The organism is Vibrio sp. bablab_jr001 (assembly GCF_016464285.1).
Taxonomy (GTDB): Bacteria; Pseudomonadota; Gammaproteobacteria; order Enterobacterales; family Vibrionaceae; genus Vibrio; species Vibrio fluvialis.
In genome coordinates this window covers 302,384-321,740 of record NZ_JACDWZ010000039.1, presented here as the reverse complement: position 1 = coordinate 321,740, position 19,357 = coordinate 302,384, and the positions used below count along the sequence as shown (strand labels likewise).

The 19,357-nt window shown below is 52.3% G+C and carries 20 protein-coding genes; 11 read left to right on the top strand and 9 right to left on the bottom strand.

The features are described 5' to 3' along the window. The first annotated feature begins 50 nt into the window (after positions 1-50). The 3 genes from JIG40_RS04175 (at position 51) to JIG40_RS04165 (ending at position 2,093) form a co-directional block, all read left to right on the top strand. Positions 51-533, top strand: a complete 483-nt coding sequence (locus JIG40_RS04175; RefSeq protein WP_020329994.1) for a MarR family transcriptional regulator — start codon at positions 51-53, stop codon at positions 531-533. A gap of 425 nt (positions 534-958) precedes the next feature. Next, positions 959-1,162 (top strand): cold-shock protein, encoded by a 204-nt coding sequence (locus JIG40_RS04170; RefSeq protein WP_020329995.1) that lies wholly within the window; start codon positions 959-961, stop codon positions 1,160-1,162. A 511-nt stretch (positions 1,163-1,673) separates the two neighbouring features. Then, on the top strand, positions 1,674-2,093 hold the full coding sequence (locus JIG40_RS04165; RefSeq protein ID WP_199464826.1) for a GFA family protein: 420 nt from the start codon (positions 1,674-1,676) through the stop codon (positions 2,091-2,093). 271 nt (positions 2,094-2,364) lie between these two features. Here the strand turns inward: JIG40_RS04165 and JIG40_RS04160 are convergent, their stop codons facing one another. Then, positions 2,365-2,574 (bottom strand): PaaI family thioesterase, encoded by a 210-nt coding sequence (locus JIG40_RS04160; RefSeq protein ID WP_244662631.1) that lies wholly within the window; start codon positions 2,572-2,574, stop codon positions 2,365-2,367. Positions 2,575-2,907: 333 nt separating this feature from the next. On the opposite strand from JIG40_RS04160, the gene JIG40_RS04155 reads away from it, so the two are divergent. The 6 genes from JIG40_RS04155 to JIG40_RS04130 all read left to right on the top strand — a co-directional run bounded on the left by JIG40_RS04155 (position 2,908) and on the right by JIG40_RS04130 (position 6,213). Further along, positions 2,908-3,444, top strand: a complete 537-nt coding sequence (locus JIG40_RS04155) for a YbhB/YbcL family Raf kinase inhibitor-like protein (RefSeq protein ID WP_199464825.1) — start codon at positions 2,908-2,910, stop codon at positions 3,442-3,444. Positions 3,445-3,461: 17 nt separating this feature from the next. Next, positions 3,462-4,274: an AraC family transcriptional regulator gene (locus JIG40_RS04150; protein WP_199464824.1), complete on the top strand. Its 813-nt coding sequence runs from the start codon at positions 3,462-3,464 to the stop codon at positions 4,272-4,274. A 71-nt stretch (positions 4,275-4,345) separates the two neighbouring features. After that, positions 4,346-4,795 (top strand): GNAT family N-acetyltransferase, encoded by a 450-nt coding sequence (locus JIG40_RS04145; protein ID WP_020428983.1) that lies wholly within the window; start codon positions 4,346-4,348, stop codon positions 4,793-4,795. A gap of 45 nt (positions 4,796-4,840) precedes the next feature. Continuing rightward, positions 4,841-5,197: a hypothetical protein gene (locus JIG40_RS04140; protein WP_158142745.1), complete on the top strand. Its 357-nt coding sequence runs from the start codon at positions 4,841-4,843 to the stop codon at positions 5,195-5,197. After that, complete coding sequence (locus JIG40_RS04135; protein WP_199464823.1) at positions 5,197-5,799, top strand: class I SAM-dependent methyltransferase; 603 nt, start codon at positions 5,197-5,199, stop codon at positions 5,797-5,799. Before JIG40_RS04140 ends, JIG40_RS04135 begins: the two co-directional genes overlap by 1 nt. A gap of 60 nt (positions 5,800-5,859) precedes the next feature. Next, the gene (locus JIG40_RS04130; RefSeq protein ID WP_199464822.1) at positions 5,860-6,213 is read left to right on the top strand and encodes a tRNA-binding protein; all 354 of its coding nucleotides are present in this window, start codon (positions 5,860-5,862) and stop codon (positions 6,211-6,213) included. Positions 6,214-6,279: 66 nt separating this feature from the next. Here the strand turns inward: JIG40_RS04130 and JIG40_RS04125 are convergent, their stop codons facing one another. The 7 genes from JIG40_RS04125 to JIG40_RS04095 form a co-directional block, all read right to left on the bottom strand. Further along, the gene (locus JIG40_RS04125; protein ID WP_199464821.1) at positions 6,280-6,825 is read right to left on the bottom strand and encodes a cupredoxin family protein; all 546 of its coding nucleotides are present in this window, start codon (positions 6,823-6,825) and stop codon (positions 6,280-6,282) included. 3 nt (positions 6,826-6,828) lie between these two features. Further along, complete coding sequence (locus JIG40_RS04120) at positions 6,829-9,972, bottom strand: efflux RND transporter permease subunit (RefSeq protein ID WP_199464820.1); 3,144 nt, start codon at positions 9,970-9,972, stop codon at positions 6,829-6,831. Next, positions 9,969-11,675, bottom strand: coding sequence for an efflux RND transporter periplasmic adaptor subunit (locus JIG40_RS04115; RefSeq protein WP_154184212.1), 1,707 nt, complete (start codon positions 11,673-11,675; stop codon positions 9,969-9,971). The genes JIG40_RS04120 and JIG40_RS04115 overlap by 4 nt, the downstream gene beginning before the upstream one ends. Before the next feature lie 9 nt (positions 11,676-11,684). Next, a complete protein-coding gene (locus JIG40_RS04110; RefSeq protein ID WP_233275380.1) occupies positions 11,685-12,992 on the bottom strand; it encodes a TolC family protein in 1,308 nt (435 codons plus the stop codon). A gap of 168 nt (positions 12,993-13,160) precedes the next feature. Beyond that, positions 13,161-13,553: a hypothetical protein gene (locus JIG40_RS04105; protein ID WP_199464819.1), complete on the bottom strand. Its 393-nt coding sequence runs from the start codon at positions 13,551-13,553 to the stop codon at positions 13,161-13,163. Positions 13,554-13,643: 90 nt separating this feature from the next. Further along, positions 13,644-15,005: an ATP-binding protein gene (locus tag JIG40_RS04100; RefSeq protein ID WP_100267370.1), complete on the bottom strand. Its 1,362-nt coding sequence runs from the start codon at positions 15,003-15,005 to the stop codon at positions 13,644-13,646. Then, positions 14,981-15,646 carry a response regulator transcription factor gene (locus JIG40_RS04095; RefSeq protein WP_199464818.1) on the bottom strand — a complete coding sequence of 222 codons (666 nt, stop codon included), beginning with the start codon at positions 15,644-15,646 and terminating at the stop codon, positions 14,981-14,983. The genes JIG40_RS04100 and JIG40_RS04095 overlap by 25 nt, the downstream gene beginning before the upstream one ends. A gap of 206 nt (positions 15,647-15,852) precedes the next feature. Between JIG40_RS04095 and JIG40_RS04090 the strand changes: the two genes are divergently transcribed. Continuing rightward, the gene (locus JIG40_RS04090; protein ID WP_199464817.1) at positions 15,853-16,359 is read left to right on the top strand and encodes an undecaprenyl-diphosphatase; all 507 of its coding nucleotides are present in this window, start codon (positions 15,853-15,855) and stop codon (positions 16,357-16,359) included. 92 nt (positions 16,360-16,451) lie between these two features. On the opposite strand, the gene JIG40_RS04085 is transcribed toward JIG40_RS04090, so the two are convergent. Beyond that, a complete protein-coding gene (locus tag JIG40_RS04085; protein WP_244662630.1) occupies positions 16,452-17,564 on the bottom strand; it encodes a glycosyltransferase family 9 protein in 1,113 nt (370 codons plus the stop codon). A 305-nt stretch (positions 17,565-17,869) separates the two neighbouring features. Here JIG40_RS04085 and JIG40_RS04080 point away from each other — a divergent pair, with 305 nt between their 5' ends. Further along, on the top strand, positions 17,870-19,354 hold the full coding sequence (locus tag JIG40_RS04080) for a DEAD/DEAH box helicase (RefSeq protein ID WP_199464816.1): 1,485 nt from the start codon (positions 17,870-17,872) through the stop codon (positions 19,352-19,354). The last annotated feature ends 3 nt before the right edge of the window (positions 19,355-19,357 follow it).

Sequence of the window (19,357 nt, the reverse complement as noted above, 5' to 3'; positions counted from 1 at the left end):
GATTTTTTATCAAGTATCTTTTTTGAAAGATATTTATTGGAGAGATAAACATGTCATCAGACACAGTCGATAAAATTCTTGCTCAATGGCTCGCTGTCAGGCCGGATCTGGATTGCTCAGCTATGGGGGTTGTCGGGCGATTGCGTCGAACCAGTGCTGTATGGAAGAAGAAGTTGGATTCGGTTTTTCAAGAGTACGGGCTGAGCAGCATTGAGTTTGATATTTTGGCCACCATGCGCCGCAGTGATACTGCAGTCACTCCTACTGAGTTGTATCAGACTCTGATGCTTTCCTCTGGAGCGGTCAGTACGCGTATTGAACACTTGGTGAAAAGTGGCTTTGTCCAACGTATTGCCAGTGAAGAGGACAGACGCAGCTGTAAAGTTATTCTGACTCAAAAGGGGATTGAGTTGGTGGACACTACACTGAATGCACACGTTGCCAATATGGATAATATGCTGAGCGTACTTAGTAGCCAAGAACAAGAACAGTTGGCAAATTTGTTAAGAAAGATACTGTTAGCAGAGCAATGACGAACAGTTGCTTCAATATTCCTTTATTCATTCACTGGCTGTTAATGCCGGTTTGCGATACTAAAAAACTATTCGAAACGATGTGAGTTAAGCTGAAGGTCTGGTAAGGTTCTGTCCAAACTCTAACTAAAATGTGGCTATCAGGTCGGTGGCTGGTCATATCCACTTGGTCGAAATTCGTCCTGATTCTGGAAACTTACCATGTTTAACGGGCTCAAAATTCGCAATTAAACGGTCATTTATCCCAATTTACGCAATTGACTGACTTTTATTGAACGTCGCCCTTGCTCATTTGTGAAATCTAACCAATGATTAGTCGTGATGCTTTCTACTATACTTCGTAGAGCGTTGATAACTCGGGCTATTCTTGCCGATATGGCGGCTCGAATCGCTGTTTATTTAGTCCCCAGATGAAGATTGGAAAAATGAGTACAGGTAAAGTTAAGTGGTTCAATAGTGACAAAGGTTTTGGTTTCATTACACCGGATGACGGTAGCAAAGACCTATTTGTTCATCATTCTGAAATTAAGATGGAAGGCTATAAATCACTGAGTGATGGCCAAAAAGTAGAATTTGAAGTTGGCAAAGGCCAGAAAGGACCGTGTGCCACTAACGTTAAGCCTTTATAATCTTGTAAAGGATGAACATTTTTAGCAGCAGACCCAGCAGCTTGGCTCTTGGGTCTGCTGTTTTTCAACTCACGCTATGACATCTTACGATGTGTTTGCGTCGTAAACTGAGTCATCGTTTCCGATGATATGAAAAATTTAAAGACCTCTTTCTAACTCCGCAAAAGTAGAAAAAACCTCCGTTCTCGCATCTCTGATACCAGTTAGTCGCTCTGAATCGCCCTTGGTAGAGTAGATTGCATCGATACCGACGCAAGTTCTTCGTGATCATCGAAGGTACCTGGCGGAGATTAGCTACGTTTTCAGATGTGCCTAATGGACGCCGTTCCCCGATATAAATCAGTTCTGAGCTGATGCTAAGATGCCCATTTAGACGCTAAACTTGTTTGGTCCCTTGTATTGTCGAGCGTTCACTCGACGTACTTTGGGAAAGACTAAAAATGGCAGTTGTACTGGAGCTGATTCGCTACTTTATGACGCTATATGAGTGATTAAAAGTGAGGAGGCTTTTATGGCAAGTAAACATCAAGGTTCGTGCCTTTGTGGTGAAGTAAAGTATGAGCTTTCAGGTGACTTCCAATCCTTCTTCTTGTGTCACTGTACGCGTTGCCAAAAAGATACGGGGTCTGCTCATGCTGCTAATCTGTTTGCTAAAGGGAACACGTTAACGTGGTTGCAAGGTGAGAGTTACGTTAAAACTTACCAGCATCCCAATTCAAGGCATACAAAAAGCTTTTGCCAGAAATGTGGGTCAGCACTTCCCTCGATTGCTGAAAGTATTAACCATGTAGTGGTGCCTGCAGGTAGTTTAGATAGCCCAATCTCAATTGAGCCAACCGCCAAAATCTATGTTAGCCGCCGTGCAAACTGGTCTAAAAATTTATGCAATGTCCCTAGTTATGATGAATTACCTGAGCAAATTAAGAGCTAAACATAAAAGCATGTTTTAGACTTCATCACGCTCAGCAATTTATAGCTCAGAAATGCCCCTTTCCAAGTTGGAGCATTTTCCTGTCATTTCTTGAGGTTGGGTAGTTGGCCTACTTTTTCCAATCAGCTAGTGTCTGTTGAAGTGGTACTTATCGATGCCTGCCTATCAACAGTTTGGTTATGACTTGCTCAAAATCCCGAAAGCTTCGGTGAGTTTGAAATAAGGGCGAGTACGTCAGTTAGCCCTCATCCCAATGTTTTAAATCTTTGACTTAGTTGCTCGGACGTTTGATAAAACAAGTCGCAGAACCACTGGCAAGCAGCTTGCCATCGAGGGTGCGAAGGGTGCCTTCGGCGATGTCCAATGAACGTGAAATGTGGGTAATTTTCGCCTCGGCGATGAGCGGTTCGTTGATCGGCACTGGGCGCATCATTTTTATCGCCAAATCGACGGTGCCGTAACTCACTCCCGCTTCGAGCATGGAATGAACCGCGCAACCTGTGACCGAATCCAGAATGGTGGCCGCAAAGCCGCGCGCTGGGCATCATCGCCAGCATTGAAGGCGCCGTGGTTCTGTGCCGAGCGCTCCAGAGTATTTTTCCGCTAGACGCGATCGTGGATTGTCTGCCGAAACTGATGGAAGCGGCGTAAAGGGGGCTTGGGTTGCGGCGCGATGGATTCCTTATTGAACACTCAATGTTATTTGTCACTAAGTATCAAATGTTGCTGATTATTATGTTCATCTGATACTTTCAGGTCGGCAATTGTCGTGATGCACGCTTACACTTAGTCAGACCAACGAAGGAGAACAGCAATGAAATTTTTCATCAATAGCATCATGACCGTCAGCCTACTGGCCGCGGGTTCCGCGCAGGCCTTTCAATTGACCAGCAATGACATCCAGGAAGGTCACCCGATGGCGAAGACCTTTGAGTACGCCGGGTGGGGATGTGACGGCGGTAACCTGTCACCCCAATTGATGTGGGACGATGCGCCAGCAGGCACCAAAAGCTTTGCCATCACAGCGTATGACCCGGATGCACCGACAGAAAGCGGCTTCTGGCACTGGATTGCGTTTGATATTCCGGCATCGGTGAATACCGTGCCGCGCGGTGCCAATATCGCAAAACTGGGTGGCAAAGAAGCGCGTATCGATTATGGAGTCGCAAGCTTTGGTGGCGCTTGTCCGCCGGTCAATGACGGCATGCACCGTTATCAATTTACCGTTTGGGCGCTGCCGCAAGCATCACTGCAATTGGATGCCAACACGCCGCCAGCTGTGTTTGGTTTTACCCTCAACAGCATGGCGCTGGGCAAAGCCAGACTGACCGCCACGTATACGCGTCAATAAATTCAGCGAGGGAATGGATGAATCATCAGTATCAAGTCACCGTATTTCGTGCCGGACAGCAGCAGCCGCTGCGTAATGTTCGAATCCATTCCCCGAGTCTGATTCAGATCACGGCAGGCAGTAAACGACTCTTTTGGCAGGATGAAATGAGTGAACTGGGCGCGACTCAAGTCTTGCTGTGCAGCTCAGGCATGTCGCTGAGTTTTGAAAACATGCCGCACAAAGGGCGGTTTTCATCGCGCATGTTCAGTTTTTTTTGCACGCCGCCGCCTGCCATGCTTGAACTGAGTCTGCGAAACGCTGAGCAAGGCACCTCGTTCATGCTTTGTCACGATGCTGCATTGCGCGACACGCTTAATGCGCTCTATGCGTTTGACCGCCAAGCGTTGAGCGCCGAAACCCAACAATATTGGGTGCTGGGTGTGTATCAGCAACTGGCGGAGCGGGGCGTATTGCATCACCTCTTTGCCACTTCGCAGGATTCACTGACTCAAAAACTCAGTCGCTATCTGTCGCATTCGCCCAGCCACGACCATCTGCTGGATGACGTGGCCCGCCACTTTGCGATGAGCCGCGCTACCATGATTCGAAAACTGCGCCAAGAGGGCGTTCAGTATCGTGAAGTGCTGGCTGAAGTGCGTTTGAATCACGCCCTTCGTTTAATACAAGAAGGGCACAACAACGTGGCGCTGATCGCAGGCCTGTGTGGGTATCAGTCGGAAGGCCGCTTCAGCCAGCGGTTTAAAGACAAGTTTGGTATTTCGCCCAAAGGGTACGTCAAAACCTTGGATGGCAATGAAACGAGTGCTGTCCCCAGCCGATTGCAGTAAAGTGTGAGATTCACTCCGCTGCATATGCCCGCAGTTGGGTACTTTCCTGTCGACCATTGACTTGAGGCCACATGCATTACTTACGTGTTGAACCCGATGACATTCCGATGTCACTGTTGTTGGAAGCCGATCCGTCGCAGCAAAACATCGCAACGTATTTGCAGGACGCGTGGTGCTTTGCCGTCACGCATCACGGCACCGTGATTGGCGCGTGCGTGGTGAAAGCGCTGGATGAGACCACCGCTGAGATTTTTAATGTGTCGGTTGCTGCGCCATTTCAGCAGCAGGGTATCGGTTCTGAGCTGCTGCGGTTTGCGTTGCATGAGCTGAAGAATAGCAACGTGCAGCGTGTTGAGCTGGGCACCGGCACTTTTGGTTATCAACTGACCTATTATCAACGGCTCGGTTTTCGGGTGGACAGCGTGCTGAAAGATCACTTTCTCAAGCACTATCCGGAGCCGATTTTCGAGCAGGGCATTCAGCATCAGGACATGTTGCGCTTGTCCTTGGATTTAAACTGACCTTCTATTTACTGAATCTGCGCGATTTCAACTGGAGAACAAGACGTGATTTTTACTCCCTCATCTCAACCGGTGGAACATGGCCCTGCGCTGTGCGATGCGCTGAAAGATTTCCTCATCGCCAACAAAAGCACCTTTCAGGACAAGTTGATCCCCGATCTCTCCTACATCGATGACATGGCGCACAACGTCAATGGCATCGAGATTCAGTCGGTGCATCATTTGGCGGAGAACCGCTATCAAATCGAATACAGCTACGATTGGGAGCTGTTTCTGGGGTGTTCGGACATCAATCAGTCTGGCATCGGCCACGACCATATTCGCTTTACCCTCGACCCCGAAGGCCAAATCAACATGGAATACCTGTTCCCTGATGAACTCGATACCAGCGGCGAACTGTGATGGAAGACAACACTAAGATTTGGCGAGAATATTATGAACAGGCCATTTCACGTCCGCATCTCCAGCGAACAGAGTTGGCGGTCAAACTTAATCAATCCCGCACACGTGTTGCGGTGGATTGCGGATGCGGCACCGGGAGCGATATCCAGTATCTGGCGCAGCAGGGATATCAGGTGCACGGATTCGATGTGAATTCCGATGCAACAGCGCTATGCAAAGCAAGGTTTGCAGAAAATGCGTTGGTTGAAATTGAGCAGGCCGCTTTTGAGTCTTTCGACTACCCCAAAGCGGGCATCGTGATTGCCAACTCCAGTTTGTTCTTTGCCAACCCTGACCAGTTTCAGGAGACTTGGTATAAGATCGAAGCGTGTTTGGAGGCTGGCGGCGTGTTTGCTGGTGATTTCATGGGTGAAAAAGACAGCTGGGCGAACAACTATCGCGGCCCGACGACACCCCTCACCGAGTCGCAAGTGACGTCTCTATTTGCCCATTTCGATGTCGTCAGATTCTTTGAACGTGACGAAAGCGCCAAAACTGCATTGGGCAGAATGAAGCACTGGCATACCTATTCCGTGGTGGCGGTGAAGCGTTCTCTCGCATGATTCGAATGCTAAACAGCCCGATTTTCTAGCCACCATGTCACTTTAGAACGAGGAGAAGGGATGACACCTGCACCGATTAAACCTGAGATCAGCTTTGATGAATTTGCCAAAGTGGACATTCGCGTCGGGCGTATTGTGGAAGTGTTGGACGTTCCAAAGTCCGACAAGTTAATGAAACTGATCGTCGATTTTGGCGATCACACCCGTTCAATATTGGCAGGCATCAAACAGGAAAGGGCCAACCCGAAAGAAATTGAAGACAAGCAGGCGTTGTTTGTGGTCAATCTGCCCGAGCGCACAATGGCGGGCGAAGTTTCTCAAGGCATGCTGTTTGATATTGGCTACGAAGACCGGCTGACACCGTGCCTCGCCTGCCCGGAATCCGAATTACCCAATGGCACCAGAGCGGGCTGATATTGAGAGAAAAAACGCACCCATCGGTGCGTTTTTTTAATGTGATTTAATCGCAGGTTGCGATGTTTACAGCGTCACTTTTTTCACCATGCCAGCTTCGGCGTGGCCGGGAATGTTGCAGGCGAACTCGACGTGGTTATCGCCTTGGAAATGCCACATCAATTGCTTGGCTTTACCCGGTTGCACGGTCACCGTGCTGCCGGAATCATGCATGTGTTGGCCATTCATAGAGCGCATCATTTCGCGGTGCGTCAACTGTTCTTTGGCGGAACCAATCGAGAATTCGTGGTCGATTTTGCCGGTATTCATGATCACAAATTGCACTACGTCGTTGGGTTGAATGTCGACCTCTTTTTTAAACGTGATCTTCATGTCGTCAGAAAGTAGCACATGTACCACTTTTGTCGGCTTGGATCCTGTGGCGGACATGCCCACGTCCGACATTTCGCCCATGTTCATCATACCGGAGTGGTCCATTCCTTGTTGCGGCATCTTGTCTGAAGACATCATGCTGTGGTCCATGCCTGATTGCTTGCTATCACTGTGCATCATGTCAGCCAGTGCCAGTGGGGAAGAGAGGCTTAGTGCCAAAGCTAATACAGTTACTTTCATGATCTATTCCTTTTCAGTAGTGGTCGTCGGTTGAGTTTCACGCTGTTTCCACAGCTTAAAAATGGCGGGCAGCACCAGCAGAGTCAGCAGCAGCGCGGATGCCATGCCCCCAATCATGGGCGCGGCGATGCGTTGCATCACTTCAGAACCGGTGCCTTCACCGTACATAATGGGAATGAGGCCGATGATGACGGTAATCACCGTCATCATGACCGGGCGCACGCGCAGCCCGGCGCCTTCGCGAATGGCGTCATTGAGATCTTGAAGCGTCAAAGTGGCTTTGCGTTCTTGAGCCTTGAGCTTGGTGTAATGCCAGGCTTGATTGAGGTAAACCAGCATGATGACGCCAATCTCGACCGCGACACCAGCCAGAGCAATAAAGCCCACACCGACGGCGATCGACAGGTTGTAGTTAAGCGAATACATCAGCCATAAGCCGCCGACCATCGCCAGCGGCAGGGTGGCCATGATGATCAGCACTTCACCCACACGGCGGAAGCTGAAGTAGAGCAGCAGCATGATGATGGTGAGTGTAATGGGCACAACGACACTGAGGCGGTCTTTGGCGCGCTCCATGTATTCATATTGCCCTGACCACGCCAGCGAATAGCCCGCAGGCAGCTTGAGTTGATCGGTCACCACGCGTTGCGCTTCGGCCACGTAGGAACCGAGATCGCGCCCCTCGATGTCGACAAATACCCAGCCATTGGGGCGAGCATTCTCGGTTTTGATCATCGGCGGGCCATCTTCGTAACGTACGTCAGCCACATCGGCAAGCGCAATGCGTGCGCCGTTGGGTGTCACCAATGGCAGGTTTTGCAGTTTGACTACCGAGTCGCGGTAATCCTGCGGGTAGCGCACATTGATCGGGTAACGTTCCAGCCCTTCAATCGTCTCGCCGACATTCATGCCGCCGACCGCAGTAGCAATCACTTGCTGCACGTCTTTGATGTTCAGCCCGTAACGCGCGGCGGCACGGCGCTTGATGTCGACCGTGACATAACGGCCGCCAGCCACACGTTCGGCATACACCGATGCCGTACCTTCCACACCGTTAAGAATGGGTTCCAGTTCTGCGCCAATGCGTTCGATGGTCGCCAGTTCCGGCCCGACGATTTTGATGCCAATCGGGGTTTTAATCCCGGTCGCCAGCATGTCGATGCGGGTTTTGATCGGCATTACCCAAGCGTTGGTGAGGCCCGGAAACTGAACCAGATTGTCGAACTCTTTGCGCAGCGATTCCGTCGTGACGCCCTCACGCCATTCGCTGCGTGGTTTAAGCTGTATCACCGTTTCGATCATGGTCAGCGGCGCGGGATCCGTTGCGGTTTCGGCGCGGCCGATTTTGCCCCACACGGTGTTCACTTCCGGTACGGTTTTGATCAGCTTGTTGGTTTGCTGCAACAGCTCGCGTGCTTTACCAATTGAAATGCCCGGATAGGTGGTCGGCATGTACATCAAATCGCCCTCATCCAATGGCGGGATGAATTCACTGCCGAGCTTGCTGGTCGGGTAGTAGGCCGATGCCATCAACGCCATCGCTATCACAATCATGGTTTTCGGATAACTCAAGCTGAGGTTGAGCAGCGGGCGGTACAAGCCCACCAGTGATTTGTTCACCGGGTTCTTGTGCTCAGGCAGGATCTTTCCGCGAATGAAATAGCCCATCAGCACCGGAACCAATGTGATGGCAAGACCTGCCGACGCCGCCATGGCGTAGGTTTTGGTAAAGGCGAGCGGCGAGAACATCTTGCCTTCTTGACCTTCCAGTGCAAACACAGGCACAAAGCTGAGGGTGATGATCAGCAGTGAGAAGAACAGTGGTGGGCCGACTTCCTGCGCCGCATCACCAATCACTTGCCAGCGGTTTTTGTCGGTCAGCGGCGTACGCTCAATGTGCTTGTGCACGTTTTCGATCATCACAATCGCACCGTCGACCATGGCCCCAATGGCAATCGCGATGCCGCCGAGCGACATGATGTTGGCGTTGATGCCTTGCCAGTGCATCACGATAAACGCCGACAGAATGCCGACGGGCAGGCTGAGCGCAATCACCAGTGACGAACGAATGTGGAACAGGAACAGCGCGCACACAACCGCGACCACGATGAACTCTTCCGCCAGCTTTTTCCATAGGTTCTCGACCGCAGAATTGATCAGTGTGGAGCGGTCGTATGTTGGCACAATTTCCACCCCGCTGGGCAAGCTGCCTTGCAGACTGTTCAGCTTGGCTTTGACGTTGGCGATCACCTGACTGGCGTTCTCGCCAAAGCGCATGACGATGACGCCGCCGACGGCTTCCCCTTCACCATTCAGTTCTGAGATGCCACGGCGCATTTGTGGGCCAAGGGTAATGTCGGCGATATCGCCCAACAGCAGCGGCGTACCTTTGCTGGTCACTTTGAGCGGAAGCGATTGAATGTCTTCAATCCCGGTCAGGTAGCCAGTGGTGCGCACCATGTGCTCGGCTTCGGCCACTTCGATCACTGAGGCGCCCGTTTCCTGATTACCGTTTTGAATGGCGGCATTGACTTGTTGCAGGGTCAGGTTGTAGGCACGCAGTTTGGCGGGATCGATCTGGATCTGATATTGCTTGACCATGCCACCCACCGTCGCAACTTCCGACACCCCAGCCACGGTTTGCAGCTCGTATTTGAGGAACCAGTCTTGCAGGCTGCGCAACTGCGCCAAATCGTGTTGCCCGGTTTTGTCTTGCAGCACGTAGCTGTAGACCCAGCCGACGCCTGTCGCGTCGGGACCGAGTGTGGGTTTGGCGTTGGCTGGCAGCTTAGGTGCTACTTGGCTGAGGTATTCGAGCACCCGTGAGCGCGCCCAGTACATATCGGTTTTGTCGTTAAAGATGATGTAAACGTAGGAATCACCAAAGAACGAATAACCGCGCACCGTCACCGCCCCGGGCACGGCCAGCATAGCAGTGGTGAGCGGATAAGTGACCTGATCTTCCACTACTTGCGGCGCTTGGCCGGGGTAACTGGTTTTGATGATCACCTGCACATCGGACAGATCGGGAATCGCGTCCACCGGCGTTTGCTTAACGCTGAACAGGCCACCTGCGATGAGCGCAATCGTCGCGACCAACACCAGAAAGCGGTTGTGCAGCGACCAGCGAATAATGGCGTTGATCATGATTGACCTCCGAGGTGCTCAATCGATTTCAGCACATAATCGGTGCCATTTTTCTGCACTAGAAACCGAACCGGCTGACCTTCCTTCAGCCCGCTGAGGTCAACGTCATCACCGACGCTGAAATTCATTTCGCCCGCATCCCAACTCCACTCGGCAACCGGCAGATGTTTGAGGGTAATCATGCCAAAATCGGCCATCAGCATACTGATTTCACCCGTCAGCCACAGTTCGCCAGGAATAACCGTGTCACCGATACGGTAATCGACCACTTGGTATTGGCCGTCATCGCCTTTTTCTAGCGCGAATTCGATCGCCTGTCCGCGACTGAAAGGTTCTATTGTCAGGCTATCGGCCAGAGTGAAATTCATCGTCATACCCGGCCAGTTCAGCTCCGCGACAGGCTGGTGGCTGATGGTTAACATGCGCGTTTTTTCCATCACATCGGTCACTTCACCTTTGGCCCAAATCGCTTCGCTGGCGGCTTGCAGGCCATCGATGCGCGACAAATCGGCCGTTTGACTCGATTCTGAATCGAGCAGGAAGTGCGCTGAAGTGACCACGCGGCTTTGTTCATTGAGCCCGTGGCGCACCTCGATGCGATCGCCCGCTTCACGGCCGACTTCAATGCGCGCTGAGCGGTACTGACCCTTACCTTCGGCCAGCACCACTCGGCTCATGCCGCCAGAATGGATCACCGCCGATTTTGGAATAGTTAATACCGCGTCTTCTGTGACCGGTTGCAGCGAGATGTTGGCGAACATGTTGGGTTTGAGATCGCCCTGTGGATTGGCAAACTTGAGGCGCATGCGCAGCGTGCGGGTTTGTGGGTCGAGAATCGGGTAGACGTAATCGACTTCGCCCTGCCATTCGCGTCCCGGCATCGCATCCAGCGTCATCATCGCTTTACTGCCTGCGGTCACCCAGTGTGACTGGCGCTCAAACACTTCGGCATCGACCCAAACATTATCCAACGGACCAGCACTGATCACCGCTTGTGCCGGAGAGAGATAGCCGCCTTCACGAATATTCAGGCTGGCGATGATGCCATCGGCTTTGGCTTTGATGTCGACGGACGACGAGGCTTTGCCGCGTTTAAGGATGGTCTGAATCTGCGCGCGGTCGACACCGAGTGTCACCAGACGCTCGGTCGCACCTTTCACGAGCGCGCTGCGTCCGGTGCGATAGGCATTGAGCAACTCTTCTTGTGCTTTCACTAATTCGGGAGAGTAAAGGGTGAACAGCACGTCATCTTTCCGCACGCGATCGCCGACCGCGTTGACGTAGAGCTTCTCGACCCAGCCTGCCACCCGCACGTTGGTTTGCCATAAACGGCTCTCATCAAAGGCGATGTAGCCAACGGTTTCAATGCTGGGTGACAGTGGCTCGCGCAAAGCTTGTGCGGTTTTCACGCCAAGGTTGTTTTCGACCGACGGGTCGATGGTCACCGTGCCTGGTTTCTGGTTCGCGGTTTCTTCGGCATACACCGGAATCAAATCCATCCCCATCGGTGACTTGCCCGGTTTGTCGCGTTTGTAGTTTGGATCCATGGGCGCAACCCAATACAGCGGTTCTTTGCTGCCTTCACTGGCGGCGCTGTTCATTACGTTATGTTCGGCGTTCATGCCCGCGAGATACGTTTGGACACCTACGCCCAGAGCTGCGCCGATGGCCAGCGCGATAATCGCTATGTGACTGTTTTTCATCGTTTGTCCTTATTCCTGCTCGGCAGATGGCAGGGATAGCTGTGGCTGACTGACTTGGTATTCGTAACTGCTGAGCAGCGCCGCGAGGTTGTTGTTGACCAGATTGCGATCGGTGAGCAGGCGCTGATACTCGAGTTGCAACGCCAATTCATCCGTACTGGCCGAAATCACGTCGTTAAACTGCGCGGTATTGTTCTGATAGCCGCGCTCGGTGGCCTGAACACGCGCTTTGGCTTGCGGTAGCAAGGTCGAGTTGAAACGCGCCAAACGCTGAGCGAGGTTGTCGCGATCGACGCGTAGCGCGTTCACTTTGGCGTTCATCTGACGGAGTAAGGTGTCTCTTTGCGATTGGGCTGCACCGACCTGATACTGAGCGGCCGCGAGGTTGCGGTCTTGGCGGTTGCCGGTGAACAGCGGAATATCCAGGGTCAGATAGGCACTGACCAAGTCCGATGCAGGCTCACCGCGCATGTTGTTGGCTTGGCGATAGGCATACATCACTTCCACCCCAAACTGCGGCGAGTAGGCTTCGCGCGCAATATCCACCTGAGTACGACCGGCTTCAATCGATGAATCTGCCATGCGCACCGCAGGGTGACGGCTCAGATCGCTGTAGTAAGCGTTGTCGGTCGACGGGTGAGTGAGGGTTTGCTCCAGCTTAGGCCACGGCAACTGGTTCGATGCCTGAAGGCGATGGGCTGAAAGCAGCCAGTCTGAACCGAGCCATTCGGAGAGCTGAGCGGTCAGGCGCTGCTGCATCTGCGCGTTAGCCTGTAACTTCTCGTCCAGGCGCGAGACCTGCAGCTGGGCATTGAGCAGATCCTGCGCTTCGCTTTTGCCAATCGCGTAATTGGTTTGAATGAAATTGACCATCTCATTCATCAGGCTGCGATTTTCCAGCAGAATGGTTTGCGCCACCTGCTGATAGCCCAGTTCAAGCCACAATTGGGTCAGCGCGTTGGCGACTTCAAGCTCGCGACCGACGACCTGAACTTCGACGCCTTGTGCCTGTTGCGTGGCTTTTTTGTTTTGCAGATCGAGCGTGTCACCCCGCTCAAACTGCTGCATCAGGCCGACGGAAATGTTGGTCATCGCATCTTCATCGAACTTGAAGCTGTCGACGGGCAGACCGGTGACGCCCATTTTGAGTTTGGGATCCATTAAGGTCGCACTGGCACGACCCGTTTCGCGCATCGCTTGCGCTTGTGCGTAATACTGACGACGAATTCCGTCGTTCGACAGCGCCGTCTCAATCAATTGAGACAACGCCTGTGCTGACTGAGGTGATGGGCTGGCAGGCGAGGTTTCGCTCGCCATCGCCAGAGAACTCACCCAAGCCGCCGCGCTGACAGACAGCGCCAAAAGGCATGGTTTTAATTTCACGTTGTTCATCCACAACTGAGCGCGTAACGCGCACGAAAACTTTTCCGCCTGTTACCTGTTCACAGCTAGTAGGGGCGGAATCCGAGATTCGAGAGTTGGGATTTAAGCGCTGGGGGGCCGATAAAGGGTTTGCGTGCGGTGAATAACATCACCGACAACAGAACGTTGGTATTGCGTTTGAGTGGTGACAAGAGAAGCGACAGCGGAGGGGAAACCCATCAGAGCTAACGCATTAGTGCAGGTCGTATCACAGCAGCTGTGCACCATGTCATGACTGACATCGCACTGACCGGTATTGGCTTGCATGAGCGTCTGCATTGCGTTATCGGTGTGTGTGATGACCGAAGCCTCAGTGCAGCGGGCTGGCATGCTCGTTTGTATTTGTGTCGCCATCGCGACATTCATGGCTGGCGAACCTGCAACAAAGCCTGACATCAGCAGTGAAGCTAATGTCAGCAGCGTTATCCAGGTTGTCGTCATGAAGTTCAGGCGCATACAAACCAAATTTAAACAGACAGAATTACATCAAAAGTGGTGAGACTATAATCCTTACCCCTAGGGTAAGGTCAAGCTAAATGACCTAATTCATAGGCTTATCGCGCGGTTGAAATGCTGATGTGTGGGCAGAAACACCGAGACTTCCAGCCCGGTGACCTGCTGCTGGTGATCTTTGTTCCGCAACACGATTTTACCTTTCAACCGTTTCAGAATGGTGCTGACGATCGAGAGCCCCAGCCCGGATCCCGGTTCCGAATGGTTGTCACCGCGATAAAACGGTTCAAATACCTGGCTCAACGCCTGTTGTGGAATGCCCGGTCCGCTGTCACTGACTCTGATTTCGACGTAGTAGTCGCGCTGATGGACGGAGATATCGACCGTACCTTGCGCTGGTGTGTAGCGAATGGCGTTATCGACCAGATTTTTCAGCAATGTGTACAGATCGATCGGCGCGAGGCGGAGCGTGGCATCAGTACTGGAGGTCAGCCCGACATCGACCCCTTTGCGCTGCGCGTAAACAATCGTATCCGCCAGCACCGAACGCAGCGTGTCTTGTACGGAACAGGGTTGCTCCGGCTCGCGGCCGTTTTCCTGCATTCGGGCGTGAGTCAGTAACTGTTCCAACAAATTGCGCGCGCGATTCAACCCATCTTGCAGGCGGCTGATTTTTCTCTGCTGCGCGGGCGTGGATTGCTGAGAACCTAAACTTTCCGCCTGCAAACTCAGCGCCGTGAGTGGCGTGCGCAGTTCATGCGCGGCGTTAGCAATGAAACGTTTCTGCTGCTCCATGGATTGGTACAACCGTGCCAGCAGAGCGTTGATGGACATGACAAATGGCTTTATTTCCAGCGGTACGGAATCCAGGTCAATCACGCATGGCTGTTCGGTGGAGAGGCGATTGATTTTGTTGGCTGAGACGCTGACGGGCAAAAAGATGCGGTTGATGAGCAGATTGGTCAAGATCAGCAGAATCGGCATCAGAAACAGGGTCGGCAGCAATGAGTAAAGCGCGCCTTCGCGGGCAAATTCGTTGCGTAAATCGATATCCTGAGCGAGGGAAATTTTCTGGCCAGCATCGGTCGTCAACACATACACCCGCCAGGTGCGGCCTTTGTCGCGCAGAGTCGAAAAGCCTTCTGTCATATGTGGCCCAAAAGCGGAGTCGGGGCCAGCGTGTTCTTCATTCAGCACGCGAAGAAAAATGCGCGCGTCTTTGTCGATTTCAGACAGCTTGAGATCAAACGGCTGGCTGGCAGAAATCAAACCCTGATGATTGATCAGCGCGCCAAACTGACGCAACTGATCATCTTGCAACTGATGCGCTTCATAAAAGGAGAAGGTGAACGACAACCCGGCACTGAACACGGACATCACGATGATGATCAGCGACATCCAAAAGGACAGACGAGCTTTAACCGAGCGATTCAGCCATTTTTGGAGACCATCCATCCGACACCTCTGACGTTAATAATGTATGTTTTGCAACCCAGCTTTTTGCGCAGAGAACTGATGATGAATTCAATCACGTTGCTCTCGACTTCCTGATGCCAGCCATAGATACGCTCTTCTAAATCCGAGCGCGACAAGATGGTCCCCGGCCGTTGTAACAGAGCCTGCAACACCGAGAATTCCCTTGCGGTCAGGCGAATGCTCTCGCCGTTGACGTCCGTTTCGTGGGTCGCCGGATTGAGGCTGATGACGCCATTGGAGTAAATGGGGCCTGAATGTCCGGCTTTACGTCGGGCGACCGCTTTGATGCGCGCGATGAGTTCACCCATCTCAAATGGCTTGATGAGGTAATCATCGGCGCCGAGATCGAGTCCTTTGATTTTGTCTTCGGTGGCATCCTGCGCAGTCATGATGATCACGCCCGCATGATTTCCGCTTCCACGCAGATGTCGCAGCACGTCAAAACCGTGTTTTTGTGGCAGGCCGAGATCAAGCAGCAGTACTTCGTAATGGTGGGTGTCAGCGGCCAAAGTGGCGCTGTTGCCGTCTTTGACCCAATCCACGGCAAAGTGTTGTTCCTGCAATTCCTGCTCAACCACTTCGCCAATCATGTGGTCATCTTCGACCAGCAGTATTCTCATTGTTTCTCCGCGCTGTAGTGCGATTTTGGCTAAGGCTAACGCTGTAAACTTAGCGTTGACTTAGTCAGCGGGTGCTAAGCCATTGCTAAGTATTGGCTATTACCCTTGGGGGATTGAATTTCTTATCAAGACTCGATGTTATGGACAGTTTAAATCAACAATTATTCCTGCTTATCAACGCGGCTCATCAGCCCGGCTCTTTTTTAATGAGTATAACCAAGGGCATTGCGGAAATGCCTTTGGTTATTGTACCTGTGTGCCTGCTGGCGCTGTGGTTTACCAGTTCGTGTGGCAAAGCGGTTGCATTTCACGCCGCATTGGCGACGGTGTTGGCGCTGACGACGAACCTGCTTATTTCGCTGCTGTGGTATCACAATCGTCCGTTCGCGGATCATCTTGGGCTACAACTGATTGCCCATGTAACGGACTCTTCATTTCCCAGCGATCATGTGACACTCATGGCGGGCATTGGTTTCGCTATCGGGCGGGATAAAACCTACCGGCTGCTCGCCGGAGTGATTTTAGCCCTCTCGGCGCTGACGGGTTGGGCGCGAGTCTATGTCGGCGTGCATTATCCGTTCGATATCCTCGGCGCGTACTTAGTCAGTGGGGCAGTGGTTTGGGGCTATTTTCAATGGCTTTCCGCGCGGTTTACACCTCTGTTGAATGGTTTGATCAACATAGAGCGCGCAGTGTTGCATCGGGGGCGATAAGTCGCCGACCAGTTTTACGTGCTGAACCGGACGCCAAGCAAAATAAAAGCAGCCATCAGGCTGCTTTTTTAACGTGAGGAGTCTGTCCAAGATTAGGCGGCTTGCGGCAGAACTTTCGCCGATTCCAGTGCTTGCAGAATGGTGGCTGCGTCAATGTTGTCTAGGTCTGTCACATGGAAACTGCGCTCGCCTAGCAGGCCGTAAACCGCGGGATCTGTGTGCGTATACAAACCAATACAGCTTGCGCCTGCGGCGTCGGCCAGGTGCAGTGGTCCGGTATCGCAACTGATGAAACCATCGGTGTGACGCAGGAAGCACGCCAGTTCACGCAGGCTTTTACTGCGGTAGGTTTGAATATTGCGGCACAGTGGCGCTTCGATTTCCGGCCCCATGATTTCAATCCAGGTGATAGGTTGATGATGAGCGCGTTCGAACTGACGCAGAATATTGAGCCACTCGACATCCGTGAGTTTTTTATCGCCGCGCGCACCACGGAAGAAAGTCAGGCACAGTGAATCATCACCGGCCAGCGCGCCCTTGGCTTCAAACCCTTGGCGACACTCTTCCTCGCTGATGCTGATTTGATGGCTGTTCCACGGGTTAACCAGTAACTCTGAACTGTGCAGTTGCGGCAGCAGGCTTAAGTTACACAGCGCGGCATGCGAATACACCTTGTGCACCGGGAAGGTGTGAGTGAAGGCGTTGTCGTAGCGGCTGGTGTAGGAAATCTTATTGCGCGCACTCATGAGCGAGCAAAGTACGGAAGATTGCGCCGACACACTTGGTGACAGGCAGAGATCAAATACGCGCTTTCTCAGGTTGCGCACGGATTTCACACACTGCGACAAACTGGAAAACGACAGATTAGCAAACTCAAAGGTTTCAATCCCCATATTGGCAAACACATCTTGCTGCCAGCGTTTATTGAGCAGCAGTGTAATGTTGGCATTCGGGTAGTGGTGTTGAACCTGACGAATAAACGGGATCAGGAATACGGTGTTGCCAACACGGTCATTACTTCTGACGATCAGAATTTCCTTAACCTCATCGGCGGCAATCAATGACGACTGAGAATAACGGTGGTTACCGACAGCAGACAGCATCAGATTCGCGATGTTGGACATCTTGTTTTTACGGTAGCGATCAAATTTACGTAAGTGATTTTTGATTCGCAGTTTTGGATTCTCACTGACCATTTGCATCATAACCTTACCTCCAATTACCCAAATGAGACTGAATTAAGTCTCTCCATCATATTGGGCGTTACTTAGCGTTGGCTTAGGATGAGCACGGTGAATGAAAAAATGATGAAATTATCAGAAATATTTTTTGTTTGATTGTCTTTGGTTGTTTTGTGAACAAATTCAACAAGCTGGCGTGTGGTTATTCACCACAGACGGCGGCTTTGTAATTACTGGTTGAACCCGAAGCTTAAAAGATTCAGAATGCCGGACTTTCGTGGTCACATTTGGCTGCGAATCTCCTTTCTATTAACTATTGAGAATCAACTATGGGTTTTACCTCGTTAGGTCTGTCTGCACCAATCCTCCAAGCTATCAAGGAAAAAGGTTACGAAACACCTTCTCCAATTCAGGCACAAGCCATTCCTGCTGTGCTACAAGGCAAGGATGTGATGGCCGCGGCTCAGACAGGTACAGGTAAAACCGCCGGATTTACTCTGCCGATTCTGGAACGCCTGAGCGGAGGCCCGCGTGTGCGTGGCAACCAGGTACGTGCCCTGATCCTGACTCCGACCCGTGAACTGGCGGCTCAGGTACAAGAGTGCGTGTTTACCTACAGCCGTCATCTGCCGCTGAGCAGTGCGGTGGTGTTTGGTGGCGTGAAGATCAACCCACAAATGCTGCGCCTACGTAAAGGGGCGGATGTACTGGTAGCGACGCCGGGTCGTCTGATGGATCTGTATAACCAGAACGCGGTCAAATTTGACCAACTGGAAGTGCTGGTGCTGGACGAAGCCGACCGCATGCTCGACATGGGCTTTATCCGCGATATCCGTAAGATTCTTGAACTGCTGCCAAAGAAACGTCAGAACCTGCTGTTCTCGGCCACCTTCTCTGACGAAATTCGCGCACTGGCGAAAGGTCTGGTGAACGATCCGGTGGAGATTTCGGTCAACCCGGCGAACTCGACGGCAAAAACCGTTGAGCAGTATGTGTATCCGGCGGACGTGAAAAAGAAAGCACCGATGCTGGTGAAACTGATCAAAGACGGCAACTGGCAACAAGTGCTGGTGTTTACCCGCACCAAGCGTGGCGCGAACAAGCTGGCGGCGTTTTTGAATGAAGAGGGCATCAAAGCTGCTGCGATTCACGGTAACAAGAGTCAGGGCGCACGCACGACGGCACTGGCTGAATTTAAATCCGGTGAACTGCGTGTACTGGTAGCAACTGATATCGCCGCGCGTGGCATCGATATTCCACAGCTTCCACAAGTGGTGAACTTTGAACTGCCAAATGTGGCGGAAGACTACGTACACCGCATTGGTCGTACGGGCCGTGCGGGCGAAGCGGGTCGTGCCATCTCGTTGGTGTGTGCCGTTGAAGCGCCGGATCTGTTCGGCATTGAACGTCTGATTCAGCAAGTATTGCCACGTGTGGAACTGGAAGGCTTTAAACCAACCAACGCAGTGCCGGAATCTAAACTGGATACCCGTCCAATCAAACCGAAAAAGCCAAAGAAACCGAAGAAGCCAGCCGTGCAGGGTGAAGGCAAAGCGCAAGGCGATAAGCCGGCGGCCAATGGTAAAAAAACGGGTCAGGCAAACGCCGGGTCTAAATCAGGTAAGCCACGCCATGGCAATCCTCAGGCGAAGAAAGAACAGCCTGAAGGCGCGAAACCAAAACAGCGCAACGGTGCGCGTTCGGGCAAAGCGGGTGAGCAGAACTCAGGGGCGGCGAAAGCGAACAAGCCAAGACGCCACAACAATGGCAATGGCGCGCCACGCGCTCGCCAAACTGCAGACGCCAATCGTTAATTC